This is a genomic window from Pseudomonas sp. HMSC065H01, from assembly GCF_001815235.1.
GTDB lineage: Bacteria > Pseudomonadota > Gammaproteobacteria > Pseudomonadales > Pseudomonadaceae > Pseudomonas > Pseudomonas aeruginosa.
Map to the genome: position 1 here is coordinate 199,761 of NZ_KV819895.1, position 11,765 is coordinate 211,525.

At 67.7% G+C, this 11,765-nt stretch carries 9 protein-coding genes; 4 read left to right on the plus strand and 5 right to left on the minus strand.

Annotated elements, in window-relative coordinates; all coding sequences use genetic code 11:
* The first annotated feature begins 193 nt into the window (after nt 1-193).
* On the plus strand, nt 194-2,395 hold the full coding sequence (gene yccS / locus HMPREF3014_RS17100) for a YccS family putative transporter (RefSeq protein ID WP_019371386.1): 2,202 nt from the start codon (nt 194-196) through the stop codon (nt 2,393-2,395).
* On the opposite strand, the gene HMPREF3014_RS17105 is transcribed toward yccS, so the two are convergent.
* From HMPREF3014_RS17105 to HMPREF3014_RS17115, 3 genes are all read right to left on the minus strand, one after another.
* The gene (locus HMPREF3014_RS17105; protein ID WP_003099929.1) at nt 2,392-3,123 is read right to left on the minus strand and encodes a substrate-binding periplasmic protein; all 732 of its coding nucleotides are present in this window, start codon (nt 3,121-3,123) and stop codon (nt 2,392-2,394) included. The genes yccS and HMPREF3014_RS17105 overlap by 4 nt on opposite strands.
* A gap of 107 nt (nt 3,124-3,230) precedes the next feature.
* Nucleotides 3,231-4,025: a slipin family protein gene (locus HMPREF3014_RS17110; protein WP_003118835.1), complete on the minus strand. Its 795-nt coding sequence runs from the start codon at nt 4,023-4,025 to the stop codon at nt 3,231-3,233.
* On the minus strand, nt 4,022-5,353 hold the full coding sequence (locus HMPREF3014_RS17115; RefSeq protein WP_023086914.1) for an NfeD family protein: 1,332 nt from the start codon (nt 5,351-5,353) through the stop codon (nt 4,022-4,024). Before HMPREF3014_RS17115 ends, HMPREF3014_RS17110 begins: the two co-directional genes overlap by 4 nt.
* Nucleotides 5,354-5,732: 379 nt before the next feature.
* Here HMPREF3014_RS17115 and HMPREF3014_RS17120 point away from each other — a divergent pair, with 379 nt between their 5' ends.
* Nucleotides 5,733-7,355: an inorganic phosphate transporter gene (locus HMPREF3014_RS17120; protein ID WP_023086913.1), complete on the plus strand. Its 1,623-nt coding sequence runs from the start codon at nt 5,733-5,735 to the stop codon at nt 7,353-7,355.
* 42 nt (nt 7,356-7,397) lie between these two features.
* On the opposite strand, the gene HMPREF3014_RS17125 is transcribed toward HMPREF3014_RS17120, so the two are convergent.
* Entirely contained in the window at nt 7,398-7,802 is a 405-nt protein-coding gene (locus HMPREF3014_RS17125; protein WP_003084686.1) for an acyl-CoA thioesterase, read from the minus strand.
* Nucleotides 7,803-7,954: 152 nt separating this feature from the next.
* Complete coding sequence (locus tag HMPREF3014_RS17130; RefSeq protein WP_003109731.1) at nt 7,955-8,863, minus strand: LysR family transcriptional regulator; 909 nt, start codon at nt 8,861-8,863, stop codon at nt 7,955-7,957.
* Nucleotides 8,864-9,083: 220 nt separating this feature from the next.
* Between HMPREF3014_RS17130 and HMPREF3014_RS17135 the strand changes: the two genes are divergently transcribed.
* The gene (locus tag HMPREF3014_RS17135) at nt 9,084-10,265 is read left to right on the plus strand and encodes an acyl-CoA dehydrogenase (protein ID WP_003084682.1); all 1,182 of its coding nucleotides are present in this window, start codon (nt 9,084-9,086) and stop codon (nt 10,263-10,265) included.
* 119 nt (nt 10,266-10,384) lie between these two features.
* Nucleotides 10,385-11,608 (plus strand): CaiB/BaiF CoA transferase family protein, encoded by a 1,224-nt coding sequence (locus tag HMPREF3014_RS17140; RefSeq protein ID WP_023086912.1) that lies wholly within the window; start codon nt 10,385-10,387, stop codon nt 11,606-11,608.
* The last annotated feature ends 157 nt before the right edge of the window (nt 11,609-11,765 follow it).

Consider the following 11,765-nt stretch of genomic DNA (forward strand, 5'->3'; position numbering starts at 1 on the left):
GCGACGACGTCTTAGCGTTCGCAGGCACGAAGCCTGCATCCGCCAGATGCCCGGCTCGACCGAGTTGCCCACGGCAGCGCTTCCTGCGACTGCGGCGGGCAGCGGACTTCCAGTCGCGCGAAATCGGCCGATTGAATTAGCCGGACAGGCCACATAGGCTGAACCACGGACCATCGGATAGCACTCCGCCCCCATGCCGCCCTCTTCGTTGACACACACGCTCCGCCGCCTCTGGGCCCTCGACAAGTTCGCCTATAGCCTGCGGGTATTCATCGCCCTGGCCGGCGCCCTGCTGCTGTGCTGGTGGCAGGACCGCATCGAGCTGCTGATCCCGCTGTTCCTCGGGATCATCGCCAGCGCCCTGGCGGAGACCGACGACAACTGGCTCGGCCGCCTGCAAGCGCTGCTGGTGACCCTGCTGTGCTTCAGCGTCGCCGCCTTCGCCGTCGAGTTGCTGTTCCCCTATCCCTGGCTGTTCGTTTCCGGGATGGCGCTGTCGGCGTTCGGCATGATCCTCCTCGGCGCCCTCGGCGAGCGCTATGCGGCGATCGCCTCGGCGACCCTGATCCTCTCGATCTACACCATGATCGGCGTGGACCAGCGCGGCGGCGAGGTCGCCGATGTCTGGCACGAACCGCTGCTGCTGGTGGCCGGGGCGGCCTGGTACGGGCTGCTCTCGGTACTGTGGAACGCGCTGTTCTCCAACCAGCCGGTGCAGCAGAGTCTTTCCCGCCTGTATTTCGAGCTGGGCGAATACCTGAGGATCAAGTCGAGCCTGTTCGAACCGTTGCGCCAGCTCGACGTGGAGGGCCAGCGCCTCGCCCTGGCACGGCAGAACGGCAAGGTGGTGGTGGCGCTGAACCAGGCCAAGGAGACCATTCTCAACCGTCTCGGCCATGGCCGGCCGGGCCCCAAGGTGAGCCGCTACCTGAAGCTCTATTTCATCGCCCAGGACGTCCACGAGCGCGCCAGTTCCTCGCACTACCCGTACAACCGGCTGGCCGAGGCGTTCTTCCACAGCGACGTGCTGTTCCGCTGCCAGCGCCTGCTCAACCAGCAGGGCAAGGCCTGCCAGGCCCTGGCGCGGGCTATCCGCCTGCGCCAGCCGTTCGACTACGCCGACCGCGAGCTGGCCCTGGAAGACCTCCAGGCCTCGCTCGAACACCTGCGCCAGCAGAGCAACCCGGCCTGGAAGGGCCTGCTGCGCTCGCTCGGCGCCCTGGCCGCCAACCTCACCACGCTGGACCGCAAGCTGGCCGGGGCGAGCAACCCGGACGCCATCGCCGACGAACAGGACAGCGCCCTGCTCGACCGCTCGCCGCGCAGCCTGAAGGACGCCTTCGAGCGCCTGCGCCAGCAGCTCACCCCGACCTCGCTGCTGTTCCGCCACGGCCTGCGCATGTCCCTGGCGCTGACCGCCGGCTACGGCGTGCTGCACTGGATCCATCCGACCCAGGGCTACTGGATACTGCTCACCACGGTGTTCGTCTGCCAGCCCAACTATGGCGCGACCCGCCTGCGCCTGGTGCAGCGGATCCTCGGTACGGTGGTCGGCCTGGTGGTCGGCTGGGCGCTGATCGACCTGTTCCCCAGCCCGCTGGTGCAGTCGCTGTTCGCGGTCGCCGCCGGGGTCGCCTTCTTCGCCACCCGCAGCAGTCGCTATACCCTGGCGACGGCGGCGATCACCCTGCTGGTGCTGTTCTGCTTCAACCAGGTCGGCGATGGCTACGGGCTGATCCTGCCCCGCCTGTTCGATACCTTGCTGGGCAGCCTGATCGCCGGCCTCGCGGTGTTCCTGGTGCTGCCCGACTGGCAGGGCCGCCGGCTCAACCGCATGCTCGCCAACACCCTCGCCTGCAACAGCCGTTACCTGCGGCAGATCATGCAGCAGTACGCCACCGGCAAGCGCGACGACCTCGACTACCGCACCGCCCGGCGCAACGCGCACAACGCCGACGCGGCGCTGTCGACCACCCTGTCGAACATGCTCCTGGAACCCGGCCATTTCAGGAAGGACGCCGAGATCGGCTTCCGCTTCCTGGTCCTCTCGCACACCCTGCTCAGCTATCTATCAGGTCTCGGCGCGCACCGCGAAAGCCTGCCCGAGGACGCCAGCGACGGCCTCCTGGAGCGCGCCGCCGAGCGGCTCTCCGCCAGCCTCGAGGAAATCGCCGCGAGCCTGGAACAGAAACGCCCGGTCGCCATCTACAGCGAAGAGGAGGAAGCGCTGGCCAAGGAACTGGAGCAGATGCCCGAGGACATGGACGACAGCCATCGCCTGGTACAGACCCAACTGGCGCACATCTGCCGCCAGCTCGCCCCGCTGCGCACCCTGGCCGCGCACTTGCTGAAGAAGGAACTGGCCGGCGCGCAGCCACTGCCAGGCCAGCCCTAGCGCGCGCCGTAGCGCTCCAGCAGGCGCTGGTAGCTGCCGTCGTCGCGCATGCCGCGGATGGCCAGGTCGAAGCCGTCGACGATCTCGTCATGCCGGGGATTCCTCAGGCTCACCAGCAGGTGCAGGCCGTTCTCGCCAAGCGGGATGGGCAGTACCTCCAGCTTGTCGCGCAAATCGGCCAGTTCGCCCTTGAAGGCGACCCCCAGCGCCAGCTCGTCCTCCACCGCCAGGTCGACCCGCCCCGCCTCGAGCATCCGCGCGGCGTTGGCGAAGCTGGTCACGTTGACCTTCTGCAGACGGCTGTCACGGTCGAATTCGGGCGCGTAGGCATAGTCGCGCACGACCGCGATGCGGTAGGGACGCAGGTCGCTCAGGCGGGAAAACTCGATACCCCGCCCCTTGCGTTGCAGCAGGCGGATGCGGTTGCTCAGGTAGGCGCGGGAAAACTGCCCGTAGAGGCTGCGGGCGGGCTCGTACCAGGCGCTCAGGGCGATGTCGTAGTCGCCGCTGCGCACGCCGTACAGGGCACGCGACCAGGGTACCTGCTGGAAACTCGAGTCGAAGCCGGCGCGCTTGAGCGCGGTGGTCACCAGTTCCACCGCCAGGCCGTTGCCAGGCAGGCGCGAATCGACGAAAGGCGGCCAGGAGTCGCCGACCAGGCGCAGGTTGGCGGCAGGCAGCGCGCAAGGGAGGAGCAATGTCAGCAGCAGGAGTGCGCATCGCAGCATGAAGGAGCGTCCCGGGAGTGGATCGCCACAGCATAGCCATCCCGACCCCGGGCACGCATGTCCCCGTGTCGCGGCTCGATGATATTTCCATCACAAACCGCACGCGTTCACCTCTCCTCTTCCTCTCCGGCGGCCTTTTCGTTCCGCGGCGCGGCACCTGCGTACTTGCCGCCGAAGAGTTCGATCGGCATCGGGAAGACGATGGTCGAACTCTTGTCGCCGGCGATCGCGCCGAGGGTCTGCATGTAGCGCAACTGCATGGCGCCACTCTGCCGGCCGAGCATCTGCGCCGCCTGCATGAGTTTCTCCGAGGCTTGCAGCTCGCCCTCGGCATGGATCACCTTGGCTCTGCGCTCACGCTCCGCCTCGGCCTGCCGGGCGATGGCGCGAACCATCGATTCGTTGAGATCGACGTGCTTGATTTCCACATTCGCCACCTTGATGCCCCAGGCGTCGGTCTGCGCATCGAGCACTTGCTGGATATCCAGGTTCAGGCGCTCGCGCTCGGCGAGCATCTCGTCCAGTTCGTGCTTGCCCAGCACCGCGCGCAGGGTGGTCTGGGCCAACTGGCTGGTGGCGGCCAGGTAGTTCTCCACCTGGATGATCGCCTTCTGCGGATCGAGCACGCGGAAGTACACCACCGCGTTGACCTTCACCGAAACGTTGTCGCGGGAAATCACATCCTGCGGCGGCACGTCGAGGACGATGGTGCGCAGGTCGATGCGCACCATCTGCTGGATCGCCGGGATCACCAGCACCAGCCCCGGCCCCTTGACCTTCCAGAACCGCCCGAGCTGGAACACCACGCCGCGCTCGTACTCGCGGAGGATGCGCAGCGCGCTGAACAGCAGCAGCGCGAGGAACACCAGCAACATCGCCAAACCATAGGAAATACCCATCATCCACCTCCTTCATCGGCCAGCGCGACTTCCAGGAGCAGGCCCTTGCGCGCCAGCACCCAGACCGGCTGGCCCACCGCCAGCGGCCGCGCGGCGAGCACCCGCCAGCGCTCGCCCTGGAGCTGCACCCAGCCTGCGCAGGGTTGTTCGGAATCCACCGCCGCCACCGTCGCCAGGCTGCCGACCAATCCGGCGGTGCCACTTACCACCGCTTGCCGGCGAGTACGCAGGGCCATGCCCAGCAGACCGACGATCAGCGCGGCGCTGAGCAACGCCAGGGCCACCACCAGGCCGGGCGGAATGCCGTAGCCGGGCACCTCGGTATCGATCAGGATCAGCGCGCCGACCACGAACGAGACGATTCCGCCGATGCCGAGCACGCCGAAGCTGGCGACGAACGCCTCACCCACCATGAACGCCAGGCCCAGCGCGATCAGCGCCAGCCCGGCGTAGTTGACCGGCAGCATCTGCAGGGCGTACAGGCCGAGCAGCAGGCAGATGCCGCCGAGCACGCCGGGCAGCGCCATGCCGGGATTGGCCAGTTCGAAGATCAGCCCGTAGATGCCGATCATCATCAGGATCAGCGCCACGCTGGGATCGGTGAGCACCGCCAGCAACCGCGCGCGCCAGTCCGGTGCCTGGCGCTCGACCGTGGCGCCGGCGGTAGCCAGGGTCAGCGCGCGCTCGCCGACGCGCAGGCTGCGGCCGTCGAGCTGGCGCAGCAGGTCGGGCAGGTCGCGGGCCTGCAGGTCGATCACCTTCTGCGCCGCGGCCTCGTGCGCCGCCAGGCTGACCGCCTCGCGCACCGCGCGCTCGGCCCACTCGGCGTTGCGCCCGCGCAGTTGCGCGAGGCCACGGATATAGGCGGCGGCGTCGTTGACCTGCTTGCGCGCCATGGGTCCGGCGTCCCGCGCCGGGGGCTTCTCTGCGGGCTTGTCCGGCGTCCCCAGGCGCACCGGGGTGGCAGCGCCGAGGTTGGTCCCCGGCGCCATCGCCGCGATATGGCAGGCATACAGGATGTAGGTGCCGGCGCTCGCCGCCCGCGCCCCGCTGGGCGCGACGAAACCGGCGACCGGCACCTGGCTGGCGAGGATCGCCTTGACGATGCGCCGCATCGATGCGTCCAGGCCGCCGGGCGTGTCCAGTTCCAGCACCACCAGTTGCGCGCCGTCCTCGGCGGCACGCTCGATGCCGCGCACCAGGTAATCGGCGCTGGCCGGGCCGATCGCACCATCCACCGAGAGCACCCGAACCGGTCCGGAGGCCGCGAAACAGGCCGGGCCGGCGAAGCACAACAACAGCGCCAGCGCGAGCCGGCACGGCATCCGCATATCGACCTCCCCGACCGCCCGGCCGGGCCACCCCGGGACGAAGGTGCTCGTCCCGCGCACCGGGCCGGCAAGCGACCGGCCCCGCCGCGCACTTCTCAGTCTAGTCCAGTGGCTCTCGCCTTCCCCGCGCGTGTCCGGATCGGCAAATCCCTCAACATGCCAACTTTTTAGCGACGAAATGATGGCACTCGCCACAGGAATTCATTAATCTTCGCGGCCGCAGCGGGCAGGCCGCCTGGCGCCCGACCCCATCCGGCTTCCGGCGGCCTCCCGCGGCCCTTGTCCTTTCTTCGCCAGACGAAGCCGGTATGCGCAAGACATAACTTGTCACAATCGCCTGCCCATCATGTGCCGGTCATCCCCAGCGCGGACCCGCACCATGACCTCCGATGTCCTTCCCGCCGACGCCGTCGTCAGTGCCGCCGGCAACGCGCACAAGCCCCATCTCGAGCAGCGTCCCGGCCGCCTCACCGCCCTCGTATTCTTCGCCGTGCTCGCCACCGGACTGCTGTTCAGCGCCTACAGCCTGATGCAGGACGTCGATGACGTCGGTTCCACGATCACCACCTGGACGCCCTTCCTGCTGCTCGGCGTGGCCCTGCTGATCGCCCTCGGCTTCGAGTTCGTCAACGGCTTCCACGACACCGCCAACGCGGTGGCCACGGTGATCTACACCCACTCGCTGCCGCCGCACTTCGCGGTGGTCTGGTCGGGTTGCTTCAACTTTCTCGGCGTATTGCTCTCCAGCGGCGCGGTGGCCTTCGGCATCATCGCCCTGCTGCCGGTGGAACTGATCCTGCAGGTCGGTTCCTCGGCCGGCTTCGCCATGGTCTTCGCCCTGCTGATCGCCGCCATCCTGTGGAACCTCGGGACCTGGTGGCTGGGCCTGCCGGCGTCGTCCTCGCACACCCTGATCGGCTCGATCATCGGCGTCGGCGTGGCCAACGCGCTGATGCATGGGCGCGATGGCACCAGCGGGGTGGACTGGGGCCAGGCGACCAAGGTCGGCTACTCCCTGCTGCTCTCGCCGCTGATCGGCTTCGCCTGCGCCGCCCTGTTGCTCCTGGCGCTGCGCCTGCTGGTGAAGAACCGCGCGCTGTACAAGGCGCCGAAGGGCAAGGCGCCGCCGCCCTGGTGGATCCGCGGCCTGCTGATCCTGACCTGTACCGGGGTGTCCTTCGCCCATGGCTCCAACGACGGACAAAAAGGCATGGGCCTGATCATGCTGATCCTGGTCGGCACCCTGCCGATGGCCTACGCCCTGAACCGCACCATGCCGGCGGACCAGGCGGTGCAGTTCGCCGCCGTCGCCGAGGTCACCCAGCAAGCGCTGGTGAAGAGCGCGCCGCAACCGGCGCCGGCCGATCCGCGCCAGGTACTCTCCGACTACGTGCGCAGCAAGCAGGCATCGCCTGAGCTGATCCCGGCGCTGGCCGCCCTGACCGGCTCGATCGGCCAGGAAGTGAAAGGCTATGGCGCGTTCTCGCGGGTACCGGCGGAAGCCATGGGCAACGTGCGCAACGACATGTACCTGACCTCCGAGGCGATCCGCCTGATGGACAAGGACGGCGTCGGCCGCTTCGACGCCGACACCCGCGGCAAATTGCAGGCGTTCAAGCAGAAGATCGACGACGCCACCAAGTTCATCCCGCTATGGGTGAAGATCGCCGTGGCCATCGCCCTCGGCCTGGGCACCATGGTCGGCTGGAAACGCATCGTGGTGACGGTCGGCGAGAAGATCGGCAAGACCCACCTGACCTACGCCCAGGGCGCCTCGGCGGAAACCGTGGCGATGCTGACCATTGGCGCGGCGGACCTGTATGGCTTGCCGGTCTCCACCACCCATGTGCTGTCTTCCGGGGTGGCCGGGACCATGGCGGCGAACGGTTCGGGGCTACAGTGGAAGACCATCCGCAACCTGCTGATGGCCTGGGTGCTGACGCTGCCGGCGGCGATCCTGCTCTCGGCCTCGCTCTACTGGCTGCTCACCCGGCTGTTCTGAAACACGGCGGCCGGCACAGGTGCCGGCCGCTCGTCGCGCCGCTCAGGGCAGGACTTCGTCTTCCTTGAACTGGTCCTTGATGTAGGTGATCTCGGTCTTGCCGTGGGGCGCCGGCAGGCCGTCCGGGCCGAGGTTGACGAAGACCATCTTGTCGATGGTGAGGATGCTCTTGCGGGTGATCTTGTTGCGCACGTGGCAGGTCATGGTCAGCGAGGTACGACCGAAGTCGGTGGCGGTGATGCCCAGCTCGATGATGTCGCCCTGGCGCGCCGAGCTGACGAAGTTGATCTCGGAAATGTACTTGGTGACCACGCGCTGGTTGCCCAGCTGGATGATCGCGTAGATCGCCGCTTCTTCGTCGATCCAGCGCAGCAGGCTGCCGCCGAACAGGGTGCCGTTGGGGTTGAGATCTTCTGGCTTGACCCACTTGCGGGTGTGGAAATTCATGTGAACTCCTGGTGTGGTGCTCCGCGGCCGCCATCCTGGCCGTCGTGGAGGATGCCCGGCGGTATCGCCGCCGCGGCTCCGCGGGACCCGGCGGATCGGCCCGGTCCCGGGGGCGGCGCGTCCTGCCTGCGCCACCCGATGTTCCTGCGCGTTCAGCCCAGCCCGTTGGCCTCGCGGTACTGCCTGGCCTCTTCCACCAGCCAGTCGCGGAAGGCATTGAGCATCGCCGATTCGACCCTGCGCTCGGGAATGATCAGGTAATACGCATTCTCGCTCAAATAGGCATGTTGCATGGGCACGATAAGCCTTCCGTCGGCCAGCTCGTCCTGGATCAGGAAGGGCGGTATGAGGGCCACGCCCATGCCGTGCATGGCCGCCTGGGCAAGCATGGAGAACAGCTCGTAGCGCGGCCCGCTCATGTCGTGGGCGACGTTCAGTCCCTGGGAGTGAAACCACTGGCGCCAAGCGTAGGGCCGGGTGCTCTGCTGCATCAGCGGCAGCCCGGCGACCTGCTCGGCGCTCAGCGTTCGACGCCCGCCCAGCAGCTCCGGGCTGCACACCGGCACCGGATTCTCGCGCATCAGGAAATGCGAGACGGTACCCGACCAGTCGGCGTCGCCGAAGTACAGCGCGGCGTCGAACTCGGTGTCGGCGAAGAGGAACGGGCGGGTGCGGTTGGTCAGGTTGACCGTGACCTCCGGGTGCAGCCGCTGGAAACGCTTGAGCCGCGGCAACAGCCATTGGGTGCCGAAGGTCGGCACCACCGCCAGTTCGATCGCGCCGCCGCCCTGGTGCCCCATCACCGCCAGGGTGTCGCGCTCCACCGCGTCGAGGCGTACCGCCACCCGCCGGCTATAGGACAGCCCGGCCTCGGTGAGCTTGACCCCGCGCCGCGAGCGACGGAACAGCTCGACACCGAGGAACTCCTCGAGCGTGGCGATCTGCCGGCAGATCGCGCTCTGGGTCAGGGACAACTCCTCCGCCGCCTTGGTGAAGCTCTCGTGGCGCGCGGCGGATTCGAAGCTGACCAGCGCGGCGGTGGAAGGGATCTTGCGTCGCATGGAGGACTCCGGAGTGCCGGTTTCGCATCTATGACGCCCAGGTCACGATTCCTCGCGCCTCTTCAAGGGCATGAAATACGAGACTCATTTTCTCGGAGTGAGAAAATAGCACAAGTGCGTGCGAATTCCTCGTTTGCCGCCCCATTCGCTAGGCTCTTAGGATGCTTCCATTCCGGCTGGCCCACGCCAGCCTCCGCTACCGCTTGACGAGGATGTACGCATGGCCACCAAAGCTAGCTTCAACTGGGAAGATCCCCTGCTGCTGGACCAGCAGCTCACCGAAGAAGAGCGCATGGTTCGCGACAGCGCCCAGCAGTTCGCCCAGGACAAGCTGGCCCCGCGCGTGCTCGAAGCCTTCCGCCACGAACAGACCGACCCGAAGATCTTCCGCGAGATGGGCGAGACCGGCCTGCTCGGCGCGACCATTCCCGAAGCCTACGGCGGCAGCGGCCTCAACTACGTCTGCTATGGCCTGATCGCTCGCGAAGTCGAGCGCGTCGACTCCGGCTATCGCTCGATGATGAGCGTGCAGTCCTCGCTGGTGATGGTGCCGATCCATGAATTCGGCAACGAAGCCACCCGGCAGAAGTACCTGCCCAAGCTGGCCAGCGGCGAATACATCGGCTGCTTCGGCCTGACCGAGCCGAACCACGGTTCCGACCCGGGCTCGATGGTCACCCGGGCGAAGAAGGTCGACGGCGGCTATCGCCTGAGCGGCAGCAAGATGTGGATCACCAACAGCCCGATCGCCGACGTCTTCGTGGTCTGGGCCAAGGATGACGAAGGGCAGATCCGCGGCTTCGTCCTCGAGAAGGGCTGGGAAGGCCTGAGCGCCCCGGCGATCCATGGCAAGGTCGGCCTGCGTGCCTCGATCACCGGCGAGATCGTGATGGACAACGTGTTCGTTCCGGAAGAGAACGCCTTCCCCGAAGTGCGCGGCCTGCGCGGTCCGTTCACCTGCCTGAACTCGGCGCGCTACGGGATCTCCTGGGGCGCCCTGGGCGCCGCCGAATTCTGCTGGCACACCGCCCGCCAGTACGTGCTCGACCGCCAGCAGTTCGGCCGCCCGCTGGCCGCCAACCAACTGATCCAGAAGAAGCTGGCCGACATGCAGACCGAGATCACCCTGGCCCTGCAAGGCTGCCTGCGCCTGGGGCGGATGAAGGACGAAGGCACCGCGGCGGTGGAAATCACCTCGATCATGAAGCGCAACAGCTGCGGCAAGGCCCTCGACATCGCCCGCCTGGCCCGCGACATGCTGGGCGGCAACGGCATCTCCGACGAATTCGGCATCGCCCGCCACCTGGTCAACCTGGAAGTGGTGAACACCTACGAGGGCACCCACGATGTCCACGCGCTGATCCTCGGCCGCGCGCAGACCGGCATCCAGGCATTCTTCTGAGCCACCGAGCAACACCCCGGCGCGCTTTTTCACGGTAGCGCGCCGGCCGCCGGGGGGACGGGCAAGGAACCCGTCTTCCCGGCCATTTCCGTTTCCAGCCCCCAGCAGCGAGAACCGTCATGCCCGGCGCCCTTTCCCATATCCGCGTACTCGACCTGTCCCGTGTCCTGGCCGGCCCCTGGGCCGGGCAGATCCTCGCCGACCTCGGCGCCGAGGTGATCAAGATCGAGCGCCCCGGCAGCGGCGACGACACCCGCGCCTGGGGCCCGCCGTTCCTCAAGGATGCCGAAGGCAACGACACCAGCGAGGCGGCCTACTACCTGTCGGCCAACCGCAACAAGAAGTCGGTGACGGTGGACTTCACCCAGCCGGAAGGCCAGCGCATCGTTCGCGAACTGGCGGCCAAGGCCGACATCCTGCTGGAGAACTTCAAGGTCGGCGGGCTCAAGGCCTATGGCCTCGACTATGAATCGCTGAAGCAGGTCAACCCGAAGCTGATCTACTGTTCGATCACCGGCTTCGGCCAGTCCGGCCCCTATGCCAAGCGCGCCGGCTATGACTTCATGATCCAGGGCCTGGGCGGCCTGATGAGCCTCACCGGGCGCGCCGACAACGAGGAAGGCGCCGGTCCGGTGAAGGTCGGCGTGGCGCTGACCGATATCCTCACCGGGCTGTACTCCTCCACCGCGGTGCTCGCCGCCCTCGCCCACCGCGACGTTAGCGGCATCGGCCAGCACATCGACATGGCCCTGCTCGACGTGCAGGTCGCCTGCCTGGCCAACCAGACCCTCAACTACTTGACCACCGGCGTGCCGCCGCGGCGCCTGGGCAACGCACACCCGAACATCGTGCCGTACCAGGACTTCCCCACCGCCGACGGCGACATGATCCTCACGGTCGGCAACGACAGCCAGTTCCGCAAGTTCGCCGAGTTGGCAGACCACCCGGAATGGGCCGACGACCCGCGCTTCGCCACCAACAAGGCGCGGGTGGCCAACCGCGAGGTGCTGATCCCGCTGATCCGCCAGGCCACGGTGCTGCACACCACCGCCGAGTGGATTCTTTCCCTGGAGCGCGCCGGCGTGCCCTGCGGGCCGATCAACGACCTGGCGCAGGTGTTCGCCGACCCGCAGGTGCAGGCCCGCGGCCTGCGCGTGGAGCTACCGCACCCGCTGGCCGGGACGGTGCCGCAGGTAGCCAGCCCGATCCGCCTGTCCGAGACGCCGGTGGAATACCGCAACCCGCCGCCCACCCTCGGCCAGCACACCGACGAGGTCCTCGAGACGCTCCTCGGCCTGGACGCGGCCGCGCTGGAAAGGCTGCGCGACAGCAAGGTGATCTGAGCCCCGCGCCCCGCCCCAGCGACGCATCGGCGGACAACGCCCCACCGTACCCCGCGCAACACCGCGACGTAGGGCGCATAACCGCAACGCGGTTATCCGCCGGCCAGCCGAGCATCGGCGGATAACGCCCCTGGCGTTATTCGCCCTACCGACCCCG